12 protein-coding genes are annotated in these 15,246 nt (G+C 67.6%); 8 read left to right on the top strand and 4 right to left on the bottom strand.

All coding sequences use genetic code 11. From position 1 onward, the window contains the following. Positions 1–49: 49 nt before the first annotated feature. From CCR98_RS17400 to CCR98_RS17385, 4 genes are all read left to right on the top strand, one after another. Positions 50–247, top strand: a complete 198-nt coding sequence (locus tag CCR98_RS17400) for a zinc-finger domain-containing protein (protein ID WP_005410967.1) — start codon at positions 50–52, stop codon at positions 245–247. A gap of 15 nt (positions 248–262) precedes the next feature. Further along, complete coding sequence (locus CCR98_RS17395; protein WP_087923576.1) at positions 263–1,387, top strand: glycosyltransferase; 1,125 nt, start codon at positions 263–265, stop codon at positions 1,385–1,387. Further along, positions 1,368–2,699, top strand: coding sequence for an O-antigen ligase family protein (locus CCR98_RS17390; protein ID WP_087923575.1), 1,332 nt, complete (start codon positions 1,368–1,370; stop codon positions 2,697–2,699). The genes CCR98_RS17395 and CCR98_RS17390 overlap by 20 nt, the downstream gene beginning before the upstream one ends. Positions 2,700–2,836: 137 nt before the next feature. After that, positions 2,837–3,286 carry a transposase gene (locus tag CCR98_RS17385; RefSeq protein WP_087923574.1) on the top strand — a complete coding sequence of 150 codons (450 nt, stop codon included), beginning with the start codon at positions 2,837–2,839 and terminating at the stop codon, positions 3,284–3,286. 108 nt (positions 3,287–3,394) lie between these two features. Here CCR98_RS17385 and CCR98_RS17380 read toward each other — a convergent pair whose 3' ends face one another. After that, positions 3,395–4,312, bottom strand: coding sequence for an LpxL/LpxP family Kdo(2)-lipid IV(A) lauroyl/palmitoleoyl acyltransferase (locus CCR98_RS17380; RefSeq protein ID WP_087923573.1), 918 nt, complete (start codon positions 4,310–4,312; stop codon positions 3,395–3,397). 60 nt (positions 4,313–4,372) lie between these two features. Between CCR98_RS17380 and waaA the strand changes: the two genes are divergently transcribed. Beyond that, positions 4,373–5,671 carry a lipid IV(A) 3-deoxy-D-manno-octulosonic acid transferase gene (gene waaA / locus CCR98_RS17375; protein ID WP_087923572.1) on the top strand — a complete coding sequence of 433 codons (1,299 nt, stop codon included), beginning with the start codon at positions 4,373–4,375 and terminating at the stop codon, positions 5,669–5,671. Between the two features lie 223 nt (positions 5,672–5,894). After that, on the top strand, positions 5,895–7,142 hold the full coding sequence (locus tag CCR98_RS17370) for an amino acid transporter (protein WP_087923571.1): 1,248 nt from the start codon (positions 5,895–5,897) through the stop codon (positions 7,140–7,142). A 100-nt stretch (positions 7,143–7,242) separates the two neighbouring features. Here the strand turns inward: CCR98_RS17370 and CCR98_RS17365 are convergent, their stop codons facing one another. The 3 genes from CCR98_RS17365 to CCR98_RS17355 all read right to left on the bottom strand — a co-directional run bounded on the left by CCR98_RS17365 (position 7,243) and on the right by CCR98_RS17355 (position 10,082). Next, positions 7,243–8,601, bottom strand: a complete 1,359-nt coding sequence (locus CCR98_RS17365) for a TolC family outer membrane protein (RefSeq protein WP_014038417.1) — start codon at positions 8,599–8,601, stop codon at positions 7,243–7,245. 16 nt (positions 8,602–8,617) lie between these two features. Next, the gene (locus CCR98_RS17360) at positions 8,618–9,265 is read right to left on the bottom strand and encodes a protein-L-isoaspartate O-methyltransferase (protein WP_014648346.1); all 648 of its coding nucleotides are present in this window, start codon (positions 9,263–9,265) and stop codon (positions 8,618–8,620) included. A gap of 136 nt (positions 9,266–9,401) precedes the next feature. After that, positions 9,402–10,082 (bottom strand): TetR/AcrR family transcriptional regulator, encoded by a 681-nt coding sequence (locus CCR98_RS17355; protein ID WP_014038415.1) that lies wholly within the window; start codon positions 10,080–10,082, stop codon positions 9,402–9,404. A gap of 123 nt (positions 10,083–10,205) precedes the next feature. Here CCR98_RS17355 and CCR98_RS17350 point away from each other — a divergent pair, with 123 nt between their 5' ends. Further along, positions 10,206–11,345 carry an efflux RND transporter periplasmic adaptor subunit gene (locus CCR98_RS17350; protein WP_087923570.1) on the top strand — a complete coding sequence of 380 codons (1,140 nt, stop codon included), beginning with the start codon at positions 10,206–10,208 and terminating at the stop codon, positions 11,343–11,345. 3 nt (positions 11,346–11,348) lie between these two features. Then, positions 11,349–14,510 (top strand): efflux RND transporter permease subunit, encoded by a 3,162-nt coding sequence (locus CCR98_RS17345; protein WP_087923569.1) that lies wholly within the window; start codon positions 11,349–11,351, stop codon positions 14,508–14,510. Positions 14,511–15,246 lie beyond the last annotated feature (736 nt).

The raw sequence follows: 15,246 nt of genomic DNA, 5'->3' as shown, positions 1-15,246 counted from the left end.
CCCAGATGCTAGAATCGCAGGCCTCGCAACCCGTTCACCGACATCCGCCATGAGCCATACCGCCACCGCGCCCGCCAACGCCGAGAAGCGCTACACCGTGCACCGCAGCGATCTGCCGCTGAGCTGCCCGACCCCGGAAATGGCGCTGTGGAACTCGCATCCGCGCGTGTACCTGCCGATCGAAGACGAGCCCAACGGCGAAGCACAGTGCCCGTACTGCGGTTCCGTGTTCGTGCTGGCCGACTAAACGGCGGCCCCTTCGATGCGCCGATTGACCGTGGTGCAGTTGCTGCCGGCGCTGCACTCCGGCGGTGTCGAGCGCTCGACCTTGGAAATCGCTGCGGCCCTGGTCGCTGCCGGCCATCGCGCGCTGGTGGTGTCCGCCGGTGGCCGCCTGGTGCAGCCGCTGCTGGACAGCGGTGCCGAGCACCTCACGCTGGACATCGGCCGCAAGTCGCTGCTGACCCTGCGCCACCTGCCGACCCTGCGCCGGCTGTTTGCCGAGGTTGGCGCGGACATCGTGCATGCCCGTTCGCGGCTGCCGGCCTGGCTGGGCCTGTACGCGATCCGCGCCATGCCCGCCTCGCAGCGCCCGCATTGGGTGACCACCGTGCACGGGTTGAATTCGCCCAGCCGCTACAGCGCGGTGATGACCAGCGGCGTACGCGTGATCTGCGTGTCCAATACCGTGCGTGCCTACGTGCAACGCCACTACCCGACGGTGCCGGAAGAAAAACTGCAGGTGATTCCGCGCGGCGTCGATGTCGGCCAGTTTCCGCGCGTTGCCCGCGCCGACCGTCGCCCGCGGCTGGCCCTGGCGGCCGATTACCCCTGGCTTGCCCAGGTGGAAGGCCCGTTGCTGCTGCTGCCGGGGCGGGGCACCCGGCTGAAGGGGCACGCCCACGCGCTGCAACTGCTGGCCGACGTGCGTGCCGCCGGCGTGCCTGCCCAGCTGTGGATGCTGGGCACCGACGAACCCGGGCGCGAAGCCTACGTGGCTGATCTGCGCCGCCAGGCTGCGGCATTGGGCGTGGCCGGGGCCGTGCAGATCTCCGCGCCGACCGCACGCATCGCCCAGGCGTACGCCGCCAGCGATCTGGTGCTGCAGCTGTCGGACAAGCCGGAAGCCTTCGGCCGCACCGTGGTCGAGGCGCTGTCGGTCGGCCGCCCGGTGCTGGGCTGGGACCACGGTGGCGTCGGCGAACTGCTGCAGCAGCTGCAGCCCAGCGGCGCGGTGCCGCTCGGTGATGCACGCGCGCTGGGTGAACGTGCGCTGGCCCTGCTGGCCCTGCTGGCGCAGCCGCCGTCCTTGCCGACCCGCATCCCGTTTACCCTGCAGGCCATGCAGCGCGATACCCTCCGCCTCTATGCCGATCTCGCCGGCTGACCCCTCTGCCATCGTGCGCGACGACCGCGCCGGGCGCTGGGCGCCCTGGTGGGTGCTGGCGTACGTGGCGATGTGGCCGTTGCCGGGCATCGCCGAAACCGTGCTGGGCCTTGGCGCGCTCTATGCTGCCGCGCACATGGTCATGCGCCGGCTGCAGCGCCGCCCGCACCTGTTGAGCACGGCCGCCTGGGCGCTGACCTCGATCCTGTTCCTCGGCTACTGGCTGCCGCAGGCGTTCTCGGCGTTTGATGCGATCGATCCGGCAGCGTCGTGGACGAAGGCGGCCGCCGGCCTGCGCTACCTGCCCTTCATGTGGCTGGTGGCGATCGCGGTGGCCACGCCGGAACGGCGGCGGCTGACCTTCGGCGGCCTCGCACTGATCACCGGCGCGTGGACGCTGGACGCACTGGTGCAGGCGCTGGCTGGCACCAGCCCATGGTTCTGGTCGCTGCAGCACCTGAAGCTGGCCGTGAGTGGCCACGCGCTGTGCCCGGCCGACGAAGCCGCGCTGGCCGACCGCCTCAGTGGCGCGCTCGGGCCGTGCAACCTGAAGTTCGGCCAGGTGCTGGCCAGCCTGTCACCGTTCCTGCTGCTGCCGATGGCGCGGCGGTTCGGCAGTGCGGGGTGGCTGCTGGCCGCCGCCGCACTGGGATGCGTGCTGCTGCTGGCCGGTTCGCGCGCCTCGTGGATCACCTTTGCACTGGTGCTGGCCTACAGCGGCGTGCGCCAGTTCGGCTGGACGCGGCTGCTCCTGATTGCCCTGGTGGCGGCGATGGGCACGGCCGCACTGGCAGCGGGCGTGCCACAGCTGCGCGAGCGTGTTGCGCGCACGGCGCAGGCATGGAACGAAGACGGGCAGGGCGTTGACGAGGCACTGTCGGGGCGCGCGCGCATCTGGGCCGCGGCCGTGTGCATGATCGAGGAACATCCGGTCAACGGTGTCGGTGCGCGTGGTTTCCGCGATGCGTATCCCGCCTGCGTGGCTGACGAGGGCCCCGCCGTGTGGGGCAATCAACCGGCATTGCACGCCCACCAGATCGTGCTGGAAATCCTTGCAGAGACTGGCGTGCTCGGCCTGCTGTTGTGGCTGGCGGCGGTGGCGCAGGCCTGGCGGGCCTGGCGCTATGCACCGCCGGCCGCGCGTGATCGCGCCCGCCCGGCGATGCTGGCGCTGGCGGTTACCGTGTTCCCGCTCAATACGCACCTGGCGTTCTATTCCGCGTTCTGGGGTGGCCTGACCGTGCTGCTGGCGGCCCTGTTCGCCGGCAGCCTGCTGGCCCGCGACGCAGATGATTCCCCGCCGATGCAGTGACCGCACATCCGCGCATGGCAGGGATCAACCATGGAGCCGATCAGTAGATCCACGCCATGCGTGGATGGGGCTTCCCCGACCTGAACACGGCAACATCTCCAATATCGGTGCCCCGGCAGTTCGCGCACGCTGGAGGCATGGCCAGCCCCAGACTTCGCTACGGTCGGTACTCCCGTTCTGGCAACGTGTACTCATTGACCACAGCACCCCTCGACCGCGAACCGTTGTTCGCTGATGCGGCAAACGTGGCGATCCTTATCGAAACCCTGCGCTTCGTAGAGCGGAAGGGCTTCAGCCACAGCCTCGCCTGGGTGGTCATGCCCGACCATCTGCACTGGCTGATGGAGCTGCGCAGCGAAACCTTGGCCGAGTGCATGGCCCTGCTGAAGTCGCGCAGCAGTCGGCTGCTGAACCGGCGATTGGAGCGGCGAGGGGTGCTGTGGCAGCACGGGTACCACGATCACGCCGTACGCAGTGATGAATCCCTTCATGAGAAGGCGATGTACATCCTGGCCAATCCGGTCCGTGCGGGCCTGGCCAGCGCATTGGGTGAGTACCCGCACGCATGGTGCCGTTGGCCGTTGTAGTTGCCGGCATCGGAACGGAGAGCATCCACGCATGGCGTGGATCTACTTCAGAATGCTCCGCTTCAACAAATCCACGCCATGCGTGGATGAAACCATCCCGCCCCACCGTTATTTGTAGAAATCGCTCCGGCCACCTGGCTGGCGCTTGAAGCGGCGGTGGATCCACAGGTACTGGTCGGGGGCCTCGCGCACCATTTCCTCGATGGCCTGATTGACCCGCGTGGTATCGGCTTCCACGTCTTCGCTGGGGAAGTTCTCCAGCGGGGCGCCGATCTTCAGCACGTACTTCCCGCCTTCGCGGCGGTGGAAGTACGGGATCACCGCGCAACCGGTCATCCGCGCCAGCTGGTGGGTCGCGGTGATGGTCGACGCGGTATGGCCGAAGAACGGCACGAACACGGTGTCCTTGCCACGCATGTCCTGGTCCGGCGCGTACCAGAGGAAACCGCCCTTCTTCAGATGGCGCACGGTCGCGCGGATGTCCTCGTTGGCGAACATCGCCTTGGCATAGCGCAGCCGGCCGAACTTCACCGCCCACTCGTACACCGGGTTCTTGTGCTTGCGGTACATGCCGGACAGGTCAACGTAGTCGCACAGCAGGCGTCCGCACATTTCCAGGGTCATGAAGTGGCCGGAGACCAGCAGCACGCCGCGGCCTTCAGCCTGCATCTGCCGCAGGTGTTCCAGGCCTTCGATCCGCACGTGCGGGCGGATGCGGTCGATGCTGCCCCACCAGGCACGGATGCACTCGAATACGCCCACGCCAAGCGCATCGAAACTGTCGCGCACCAGGCGCTGGCGCCAGGCTTCGTCCTTCTCGGGGAAGCACAGCTGCAGGTTGACCTCGGCGGCGCGGCGGCGGCTGCCGAGCAGGCGCCAGGTGATCCAGCCGACGCCCCGGCCCAGCGCGCGCTGCAGCATCCACGGCAGGCGGGCGATGGCGAAGGCGCCGAACATGGCGGCGAACATCGGCCAGTTGCGCGGATCGCGCAGCGATGGGCGGACGGCGGTGGAGGCATCTGACATGGGGCCATTCTACCAAGGCGGCCGCGTGTCTTTCCCCGGGGGCTCCCGTATCCTTGCCGCATGCGTAAAGACCCTGTCGAATGGATCCTGCGCGGCCTGTATTCGGTCGTGCTCTACATCCTGCTGCCGATCACCGTGTACCACCTGGTCTGGCGCGGCTTCCGGGTCCGTGAATACTTCCGGCGCTGGGATGAACGCTACGCCTCCTATCCGCAGCCGACCGGCCAGCCGCGGGTCTGGCTGCACGCGGTCTCTGTAGGCGAGGTCAATGCCGCCGCGCCGCTGGTCAATGCCCTGCGCCAGCAGCGCCCGGATATCCGCTGGGTGATCACCACCATCACCCCGACCGGCTCCGAGCGCGTACGCGCGCTGTGGGGCGACGCCCTGGACCACGTCTACCTGCCGTACGACGTGCCGGGCAGCGTCAACCGTTTCCTCGGCCATTTCCAGCCCAGCCTGGCGCTGATCCTGGAAACCGAGCTGTGGCCGAACATGCTGTTCGGCTGCCGTGACCGCGGTATTCCGGTGTACATCCTCAATGCCCGGTTGTCGGCGCGTTCGCTGCGCGGCTACCGGCTGCTTGCCGCACTGATCCGCCGCGCGCTGCGCACCGTCACCTGCGTGGCCGCGCAGTCGCAGGATGATGCCGAGCGCTTCGTGCAGCTGGGGGCGGAGCCCGGCCAGGTGCAGGCGCTGGGCAACCTGAAGTTCGACATCGCAACGCCGGATGTCCAAGGCTTCGTCGACCAGTTCCATGCGCGGGTACCGGCCGCTCGCCCGGTATGGATCGCCGCCAGTACCCATGATGGCGAGGAGCAGGCGGTGATCGACCTGCACCGGCGCCTGCGCCAGCAGCATCCGGACCTGCTGCTGCTGTGGGCACCGCGCCATCCCGAGCGCTTCCCGAAGGTGGAAGCGCTGGCGCGCGAACAGGGCTGGAGCGTGGCGACCCGCCGCGTGGACCAGTGGCCGCACGCGGCCACCGACGTGTTCGTCATCGATACTCTTGGCGAGCTGATGCCGTTCTATGCCTGCGCCCAGGTCGCCTTCGTCGGCGGCAGCCTGCAGGCCATCGGCGGCCACAACCTGCTGGAGCCGGCCGCGATGGGAACGGCGGCGGTGACTGGTCCGCACCTGCACAATTTCGCGGAAATTTCCCGGCGCATGCGCGAGGCTGGTGCGCTGCTGATCGGCGAGGATGCGCAGGCGGTGGGCGATCTGCTGCAGCACCTGCTCGAAGATGCCCAGGCCCGCGAGGACATGGCACGCGCCGGTTGCACGCTGGTCAGCAACGGCCGCGGCGCGCTGCAGCGCACGCTTGCCCTGGTCGCGCCGCACCTGCCCCCGCCGCGCGAGTGATCCCGGCAGCGCGGCGTCAGCGACGCTGTCGAGCATTGTCGTGATCAACTTCATCAATTCTGCTTAGCGACGATTTTTCTGTCGTTGCTGGACCGACCCTGCCAATGGCAGCGTGCCTGCCATCACATCGTGGCGCACACGGCACCGATTCTGATTCCGCAGGGCGACGCAGGCTGCCAGCCTGCTGTCGACCGCGCTTGGGCGGATATCAAGGGAACTTGCGATGGACGGCGACAGGGGCAGGGACGGCACCGGTGGGGCCCGGCTGGGCATGGACCACCTGGCAGTGGTGGCGCTGACGCTTCTGGTGGGCGGCAGCGTGATCGCGCTGGTGGGCCAGCACACGGCGGCGCAGGCCGGCCCGGCCATCGTGCTGAGCCTGTTGCTGGCCGCACTGGGGGCCGGCCTGGTGCTGTGCTGCCTGCAGGATATGGTGCTGCGGCTGCCGGCGGCAGAGGGCCTGCACGGGCTGCTGGCTGCCAGCTGGGGGCCGCGGGTGGCTGGCGTGCTGGGCGTGGCCCTGCTGCTGGAGCTGGTGGCGACCACGGCGGGCGTGGCGCAGTCCATGGCACACCATGTATACGCGGTGCTGGCTGCGGAAGGCCTCCAGGCCAGCGACTGGCTACCGGAACAGGTGACGGCGGCGATGGGTCTGCTGATGCTGGGCGCGCTGGCGTTGCTGCCGCCTCGGCGTGCGGTGCTGGTGGCCTGTGCCCTGCTGACGGTGAAGGTCGGTGCGGGGGTGTTGCTGCTGGCGCTCGCGGCACGTTACGTGCACTACGCCCACTGGATTCCCTGGCTTCCACCCGCGACCGCGCCCTATCGCTTTGGGCTGGGCGGTGTGCTGGCGGCTGCGGTGCCGCTGCTGGGGGTATTTGCCAGCGTCGGCCTGGCACTGGGCTTTCCTGCGCTGCGCCGCCAGGGTGCGATGTGGCAGCCGGCCGTGCTGGCGCTGGTCTCGTTGCTGGCGATGTTGCTGCTGATCGTGCTGGCAGCATTGCAGGCCGGGCTGGTCGAGTTTTCCGCGCTGGCCAGTACCCGGCCGCTGTCGGTGGCGCTGCAGATGCATCCGCAACTGCAGTGGATGCTGCCGTTGTTGCCCCTGGCGGGGGCAGCGGGCCTGGCCGCGCTGCAGCTGGTGCTGCTGATGCTGGCCGTGCGGCTGGCAACGTCGCTATGGCCGGGGAGGGGTGATGCGGTGGGACGATCCCGCGCCGGCCTGACCGTGGCGGTGGTCGGGCTGCCAGCGGTGATGCTGGAGTTGTGGCTGCCGCTGGGCACCCTGCCGACGCTGCCGGGTCCGGCAACCCTGCTGGTGATGGCGGCGCTGTGCCTGGCGGTGCTGCGTCGATGGAAAGACACGCGGCAGGGCGCAACCGGCCGCGAGCTGATGCTGCCGATGCTGGCCCCCTTGGCGGCGGCCCTGTGCCTGCTTGCGGCGCTGGAGCGCCTGTGGGCATGGCCAGGCTGAGGATCCGCGGGACCACGCAACAGGAGGGTGCGTGTGGATGCACCGTCTGCAAAAAAGCCACCCTTGCGGGTGGCTTCTTCGTTGCCGGCAGGGCGACGGATCAGTGTGTGGTCGTTGCCGGGTTGCCCGCGTCCTGGGTCAGCAGGCGGTTGACGTCCTGCAGCTCGGCCACGTCCAGCGCACCCAGCGACTGGCTCAGCAGCAGGCGGTTCTGCAGGAAGGTGTAGCGGGCCTGGGCGTAATCCAGCTGCGCCGAGAACAGGATGCGCTGGTTCTGGATCACGTCCAGCACGGTACGGGTACCGACTTCCAGGCCGACCTGCGAGGCGTCGTACGCGCTCTGCGCCGAGACCACCGCCAGGCGGCGTGCTTCCACTTCGCTGATGCCCTGAACCAGGGTCTGGTAGGCATTGCGGGTGTTGCGGTCCAGGGCGCGCTTCTGCTGCTCGTAGCCGTCCTGGGCGATGTCACGCTGGGCCAGCGCCTGGCGCACGCCCGACTGGGTGGCACCACCGGAGAAGATCGGCACGCTCAGGGTCAGGCCGATGCTGTTGGTGCGGGCGTCCGGCGACAGCGAACCGGAACCGGTGCTGTCACCCCAGGTTGCGCTCTTGCCCCAGCTGCCGCCCAGCGACAGGGTCGGGTAATGGCCACCGCGGGCAGCCTGCACGCCGGCTTCGGCGGCGCTGACCTTCAGTTCCTGGGCCTTCAGCGCCGGATTCTGGTTGGTGGCCTGGTGCACCAGCTCATCGATGTTGCCGCGGTTGGCCGGTACTTCCGGACGGAAGTCGGCCGGCAGGCCGCGCAGGTTGACCACCGGCTGGCCGGTCAGTTCGGTCAGGGCCTGGTAGTTATCGGCCAGGGTGTTCTGCGCAACGATGGTGTTGGCACGCGCCTGGTCGTACTGGGCGCGTGCTTCGTGCACGTCGGTGATCGGCGCCAGGCCCACTTCCAGGCGCTTGTCGGCGAAGTCGAACTGCTTCTTCGCGGCTGCTTCATTGGTCTGTGCAGCGTTCAGCGATTCGATCGCCACCAGCACGTTGAAGTAGGCCGCCGAGGTGCGCACGATCAGGCTGTCGTTGGCCGAATCGAGGGTGAAGTCCGCCGCCTTGCTCAGTTCACGCTGCGAGCGCAGATTGTTGATCTGGGTCCAGTTGAACAGCGTCTGGCTGCCGTCGATCGTGTAAGTGCGGCGCTTGCTGGTGAACGAGCCGGAGTTGGCGTCGGCATTGGGCTCGCTGCGCGTGCGGTTCAGCTGGGCCTGGCCGTTGATCTGCGGCAGCAGGGCAGCGCGGGCCTGCACGGCGCCTTCCTTGTCGTACAGCCGGGTCGATTCGGCGGCGGACAGCTGCGGATCGCCATTGCGCGCCATTTCGTAGACCTGCAGCAGGTCGGCGGCATGGGCGGACAACGGCAGCAGGGCAGTGGCCAGCGCAACAGCGAGGGATCGGCGGATCATTGCGGCTTCCTTGGACTCAGAGGTGGAACTGGGGGGCCGGGGCGGCACCACGCAGGTAATCGATATCGGTCTCGAACAGGGACTCGCTGCTGCCGTCGGCCTTGACCAGCAGGGCCTCCATCGCCGGCGAGCGGCCGTGGATCACGAACAGGCGACCACCCGGACGCAGCCACGAAGCGAACTGTGACGGCACGACGTCGACCGCACCAGTGACACAGATCACGTCAAAGCGGCGTTCGGTCTGCCAGGACAGGGCGTCGGCCACTTCCACGCGGACATTGGTGCCCAGGCCGGAAGCATCCAGGCGGGCGCGCGCGGCGGCGGCCAGCTCGGGGTCGATTTCCAGGCTCAGCACGTCGCGCGCCAGCGCGCCGATGCAGGCCGACAGGAAGCCGCTGCCGGTGCCGATTTCCAGCACTTCGTCACCCGGCTGCAGGTCCAGCGCCTGCAGGGTACGGCCCTCGATGACCGGCTTCATCATCTTCTGGCCATGGCCGATCGGCAGTTCGACATCGGCGTAGGCCAGTGCCCGGTGTGCATCGGCGACAAAGGCCTCGCGCGGCAGGCGGGCCAGGACGTCGAGCACCTTGATGTCCAGCACGTCCCAGGGACGGATCTGCTGTTCCACCATCAGTTCGCGGGCGTGGGCGTAATCAATCGTCATGAGGTTCAAATCCAGCGCAGTGGGCCGGCCATTTTACCGGTGCCGGAGGCCGGCGGCGCGCCCAGAGCATCAGCTGCCGGGTGGCCGGGGTCGCAGTGCCGGAAGTCATCGCGACCTCCGGTTCGTTCAGTTTTGGTTATTCAGCCGTCCCGGCCCCTCGCGGCGCATAGGCGCGCAGGAAGAAGTCGATGCTGGCGGTCACGTGGGTGAGAGGGTCGCACTCCACCGGTGACAGCGGCATGCCGCACATCATATGCATGTGCACTTCGCCCTTGACCAGGGTCAGGAACTGCTGGCCAGCCAGGTAATAGTCAGGGATCTCCAGCTCGCCGCGTTCGCCGCGGGCGCGCAGGAAGTCGGCCAGGGCCTCGCAGGTACGTTCCGGGCCGGCCTGCCAGAACAGCTCGCGCAGGCGCTCGTCGGTCTCCGGCGCCATCATCATGCGCTGGATCGAGATCGCTGCGTCGGAGGTGATCAGCTCGAAGAAGGCCAGGCCGATGCCGATCAGCTGGTCGCGCAGCGGACCGTCCGCGTCGGCCACGAACAGCGCGTCGGGCAGCATTTCGATGCACTTTGACTGCACGGCCTCGGAGAACAGTGTCTCCTTGTCGCCGAAGTGGCTGTACACAGTCAGCTTCGAGACGCCGGCCTGAGCGGCGATGGTGTCCATGCTCACGCCGGTATAGCCCTGTTCGATGAACAGTGCCTTGGCTGCTTCAAGGATCGCCGCGCGCTTGCCGAGGTCCTTGGGGCGCCCGGGTCCGGCGGCCTTGGCAGCGGGCTTGGCCGACGGCTTGCGGGAAGTGTGAGAACTCATCACGGCAATACTAGACCAAGCGGTTCGATATTTATACTATACCGGCTGGTTCACTAATGTCCGTGTCGCAACAGTATGTTGCCGGCGCGTTCCCCCGGATCCCCTTTTCAGGTCTTGTACCTCATGAAGAACATGCGTTGGTTGGGTGTTGGCGTACTGGCGGTGGTGGTGGCAGCCTGTGGCAGGCAGGCCGCCGAACCGGTGGCGGCCATTCCGGTGCTGGTGGTGCATCCCACCACGCAGGACGGACAGGCGCCGGCGGCCTACCCCGGCGAGGTACGTGCCCGCCAGGAGAGCCCGCTGTCGTTCCGGGTCGGCGGCAACCTGGTCAAGCGTCATGTCGACGCCGGGCAACGCGTGAAGAAGGGCCAGCTGCTGGCCGAGCTGGACGTGGCCGACTACGCCTCGCAGGCGGCCGCCTCGCAGGCGCAGCTGGCGGCGGCCGAAGCCGACCTGGTGCGCGCCCGCGATGACCAGAAGCGCTATGCCAAGCTGGCCGAAGACCAACTGGTCAGCCGCTCGGCGCTGGACCAGCAGACCGCCGCGTTCAAGGCCGCGCAGGGCCAGGCCAATGCCGCCCGCGCCAACCTGGCGGTGGCTCGCAACCAGGCCGAGTACGCGCAGCTGCGCGCGCCGGCCGACGGCGTGATCGCCAGCCGCCAGGCCGAAGCCGGGCAGGTGGTCAGTGCCGGGCAGACGGTGTTCACCCTGGCCGCAGATGGTGGCCGCGAAGTGCTGATCGCGCTGCCGGAAAGCAACATCCGTGATTACAAGGTCGGGCAGCCGGTGCAGGTGGAACTGTGGAACCGCCCGGGCCAGCTGCTGCCGGGTACCCTGCGCGAGATCGCACCGGCCGCCGATGCGCAGGCACGCACCTATGCCACGCGGGTCAGCCTGGCCCCGGAAGCCTTGAGCGAAGTGGAGCTGGGCCAGAGCGCGCGGGTGTTCGCCGCCGCTGGCCGCCGTGGCACCCTGCAGCTGCCGCTCGGCTCGGTGCTGCGCGGGAGTGATGGCAAGGCCAGTGTGTGGGTGGTCAATCCGTCCAATGGTGCGTTGAAGGCCACCCCGGTGACGATCGGCGCCTATGGTGCGCAGGCGGTGCCGGTGCTGTCCGGCGTGGCCGCGGGTGACTGGGTGGTGGCTGCCGGTGGCCATCTTCTGCGCGAAGGCCAGGTGGTGACGCCGGTCGACCGCCAGAATCGTCCAGTGCTGGCACCGGCGGCTACGCCGGCCGATGCGCCGGCCGCAGGCAAGGGGCACTGATCCGTGCGCCGCTTCAATCTCTCCGAATGGGCGTTGGGCAATCGCCCGCTGGTGCTGTTTGCGATGCTGGCCTTCGCGGTCATCGGCGCCTGGTCCTACAAGCACCTGGGCCAGTCTGAAGATCCTCCGTTCACCTTCAAGGCGATGGTGGTGCGCACGATGTGGCCTGGCGCCACCGCCGAGCAGGTCTCGCGGCAGGTGACCGAGCCGATCGAGAAGGCGCTGATGAACACCGGCGAGTACGAGTTCATCCGCTCGTACTCCCGCCCGGGCGAATCGCAGGTGATCTTCATGGCCCGCGACAGCCTGCGCTCCAAGCAGATTCCCGACCTCTGGTACCAGGTGCGCAAGCGCGTGGGTGACATCAAGGCGACGCTGCCGCGCGAGATCGTCGGGCCGTTCTACAACGATGAGTTCGGCGATACCTTCGGCAACATCTATGCACTGACCGGCGAAGGCTTCGATTACGCGGTGATGCGCGATTATGCAGACCGCATCCAGCTGGAACTGCAGCGCGTGCCTGACGTCGGCAAGATCGACCTGGTCGGCCTGCAGGACGAGAAGGTCTGGATCGAACTGTCCAACACCAAGCTGGCCACGCTGGGCGTGTCGCTGCAGCAGGTACAGCAGGCGTTGGCCGACCAGAACGCGGTGACCGCCACCAGCTTCTTCGAAACCCCGACCGACCGCGTGCAGCTGCGCGTGACCGGCCAGTTCGATTCGATCGAGGACATCCGCAAATTCCCGATCCAGGCCGGCGAGCGGACCCTGCACCTGGGCGACATCGCCGAGGTGAAGCGTGGCTTTGCCGATCCGGCATCGCCGAAGATGCGCTTCATGGGCCAGGATGCGATCGGCCTGGCGGTGGCCATGAAGGATGGCGGCGACATCCTGAAACTCGGTGCCACCCTGGATGCCGAGTTCGAGCGCCTGCAGAAGACCCTGCCGGCCGGCATGCAACTGCGCAAGGTGTCCGACCAGCCGCACGCGGTGGAAGAGTCGGTTGGCGAGTTCGTGCAGGTGCTGACCGAAGCGGTGGTGATCGTGCTGCTGGTCAGCTTCTTCTCGTTGGGCCTGCGCACCGGCCTGGTGGTGGGCGTGACCATTCCGCTGGTGCTGGCGATGACCTTCTTCGTCATGCATTACTTCGACATCGGCCTGCACAAGATCTCGCTGGGCGCGCTGGTGCTGGCACTGGGCCTGCTGGTGGACGATGCGATCATCGCGGTGGAAATGATGGCCACCAAGATGGAGCAGGGCTACGACCGCCTGCGTGCGGCCAGTTTCGCCTGGGAATCGACCGCGTTCCCGATGCTGACCGGCACGCTGATCACCGCGGCCGGCTTCCTGCCCATCGCAACGGCGGCTTCGAGCACCGGCGAGTACACCCGTTCGCTGTTCCAGGTGGTGACCATCGCCCTGGTGGTGTCCTGGATCGCAGCGGTGCTGTTCATCCCGTACCTGGGCGACAAGATGCTGCCGGACCTGTTCAACCCGCAGCTGCCAAAGCCTGACAGCCTGGCCGGTCGCTGGCGTGCTAGGCGTTTGCAGTGGGCCGACCGCCATCCTGCGCTCGCGCGCTGGATCGCGCCGAAGGAGCATGCGCACGACCATGACCCGTACCAGCGGCCGTTCTACACCCGCTTCCGTGGTTTCCTGGATACCTGCCTGCGCCATCGCTGGTGGGTGATCGGTGCGACCATCGCGCTGTTCATCGGCTCGCTGATGCTGTTCCGCTTCGTTCCGCAGCAGTTCTTCCCCGATTCCACCCGGCCCGAGCTGATGGTGGACATCGAACTGGCCGAAGGCGCTTCGCTGGCCGCCACCCAGGCGCAGGCCAGCAAGCTGGAAAAGCTGCTGAAGCAGCGCGAGGGCATCAGCAACTACGTGGCCTACGTCGGCACCGGTTCGCCGCGCTTCTACCTGCCGCTGGACCAGCAGCTGCCGGCGACCAACTTCGCCCAGTTCGTGGTGCTTACCGAAGACGCCAAGGCCCGCGAAGCGACCCGCGACTGGATGCTGAAGGACGTGATCAAGCAGTTCCCGGACGTGCAGATGCGCGTGACCCGGCTTGAGAACGGCCCGCCGGTTGGCTACCCGGTACAGATGCGCGTATCCGGCGAGCACATTGCGCAGGTGCAGGCGATCGCGCGCCAGGTCGAGGCCAAGGTGAGGGAGAACCCGCACGTCATGAACGTCAATCTGGACTGGAGCGAGCCGAGCAAGGTGGTGCGGCTGGTGATCGACCAGGACCGTGCGCGCGCGCTGGGCGTCAGCAGCGCGCAGGTCAGCCAGTTCCTCAGCAGTTCGCTGTCGGGCATGAGCGTCAGCACCTACCGCGAAGGCAACCGCCAGATCGAGATGCTGCTGCGTGGCCCGGACAACGAGCGCGCGCAGCTGGACCTGATCGGCAGCCTGGCGATGCCCACCAGCAGCGGCACGGCGGTGACGCTGTCGCAGGTCGCGCGGCTGGAATACGCGTTCGAGGACGGCATCATCTGGCATCGCAACCGCCTGCCGACGGTGACCGTGCGTGCCGACATCAGCGATGGCATGCAGGCGCTGGACGTGGTGCAGCAGATCGTGCCGACGCTGGACGGCATCCGTGCCGAACTGCCCAGTGGCTACCTGCTGGAAACCGGTGGCTCGGTTGAGGATTCGGCACGTGGCCAGAACTCGATCAAGGCCGGCATGCCGCTGTTCCTGATCGTGGTGGCCACGCTGCTGATGCTGCAGCTGCGCAGCTTCTCGCGTGCAGCGATGGTGCTGGTGACCGCGCCGCTGGGCATCATTGGCGCTACGTTGTTCCTGCTGCTGTTCCGCGCGCCGTTCGGCTTCGTGGCGTTGCTGGGCACGATCGCACTGGCCGGCATGATCATGCGCAACTCGGTGATCCTGATCGACCAGATCCAGCAGGACATCGACGCTGGGCATGACCGCTGGCATTCGATCATCGATGCCACGGTGCGCCGTTTCCGCCCGATCGTGCTGACCGCGCTGGCGGCCGTGCTGGCGATGATTCCGCTGTCGCGCAGCGCGTTCTATGGCTCGATGGCGATCTCGATCATGGGCGGCCTGATCGTCGGCACGGTGCTGACCCTGGTGTTCCTGCCGGCGCTGTACGCGGCGTGGTTCCGGGTCAAGCCGGATGAATCCGGGGCGTGAAGCCCCGGTTTCTCCGGCCGGGGTCGGATCCCTTTCCCGCTGGGAATGGGCTCTGACCCCATCCACGCTGTGCACATCCACGCATGGCGTGGATCTACTGTGGTGGGCCTGGTGGGTGCCAACCTTCGGTTGGCACTGATGCGTGCATCCACGCATGGCGTGGATCTACTGCGGTGGGCCTGGTGGGTGCCAACCTTGGTTGGCACTGATGCATGCATCCACGCATGGCGTGGATCTACTGCGGTGGGCCTGGTGGGTGCCAACCTTGGTTGGCACTGATGCGTGCATCCACGCATGGCGTGGATCTACTGTGGTGGTCCTGGTGGGTGCCAACCTTGGTTGGCGCTGATGCATGCATCCACGCATGGCGTGGACCTACTGCGGTGGTCCTGGCAGGTGCCAACCTTGGTTGGCACTGATGCGTGCATCCACGCATGGCGTGGATCTACTGCGGTGGGCCTGGTGGGTGCCAACCTTGGTTGGCACTGATGCGTGCATCCACGCATGGCGTGGATCTACTGCGGTGGGCCTGGTGGGTGCCAACCTTGGTTGGCGCTGATGCATGCATCCACGCATGGCGTGGACCTACTGCGGTGGTCCTGGCAGGTGCCAACCTTGGTTGGCGCTGATGCGTGCATCCACGCATGGCGTGGATCTACTGCGGTGGGCCTGGTGGGTGCCAACCTTGGTTGGCACTGATGCGTGCATCCACGCATGGCGTGGACCTACTACGGTG

Origin of the sequence: Stenotrophomonas sp. WZN-1 (assembly GCF_002192255.1) — a bacterium.
Lineage (GTDB): Bacteria > Pseudomonadota > Gammaproteobacteria > Xanthomonadales > Xanthomonadaceae > Stenotrophomonas.
This window is presented reverse-complemented; position numbering and strand designations above follow the sequence as displayed.

Excerpts from the sequence above, each read along its gene's own strand:
- CCR98_RS17400 (WP_005410967.1), top strand. The coding sequence starts at position 50 with ATGAGCCATACCGCCACCGCGCCCGCCAACGCCGAGAAGCGCTACACC.
- CCR98_RS17395 (WP_087923576.1), top strand. The coding sequence starts at position 263 with ATGCGCCGATTGACCGTGGTGCAGTTGCTGCCGGCGCTGCACTCCGGC.
- CCR98_RS17390 (WP_087923575.1), top strand. The coding sequence starts at position 1,368 with ATGCCGATCTCGCCGGCTGACCCCTCTGCCATCGTGCGCGACGACCGC.
- CCR98_RS17385 (WP_087923574.1), top strand. The coding sequence starts at position 2,837 with ATGGCCAGCCCCAGACTTCGCTACGGTCGGTACTCCCGTTCTGGCAAC.
- CCR98_RS17380 (WP_087923573.1), bottom strand. The coding sequence starts at position 4,312 with ATGTCAGATGCCTCCACCGCCGTCCGCCCATCGCTGCGCGATCCGCGC.
- waaA (WP_087923572.1), top strand. The coding sequence starts at position 4,373 with ATGCGTAAAGACCCTGTCGAATGGATCCTGCGCGGCCTGTATTCGGTC.
- CCR98_RS17370 (WP_087923571.1), top strand. The coding sequence starts at position 5,895 with ATGGACGGCGACAGGGGCAGGGACGGCACCGGTGGGGCCCGGCTGGGC.
- CCR98_RS17365 (WP_014038417.1), bottom strand. The coding sequence starts at position 8,601 with ATGATCCGCCGATCCCTCGCTGTTGCGCTGGCCACTGCCCTGCTGCCG.
- CCR98_RS17360 (WP_014648346.1), bottom strand. The coding sequence starts at position 9,265 with ATGACGATTGATTACGCCCACGCCCGCGAACTGATGGTGGAACAGCAG.
- CCR98_RS17355 (WP_014038415.1), bottom strand. The coding sequence starts at position 10,082 with ATGAGTTCTCACACTTCCCGCAAGCCGTCGGCCAAGCCCGCTGCCAAG.
- CCR98_RS17350 (WP_087923570.1), top strand. The coding sequence starts at position 10,206 with ATGAAGAACATGCGTTGGTTGGGTGTTGGCGTACTGGCGGTGGTGGTG.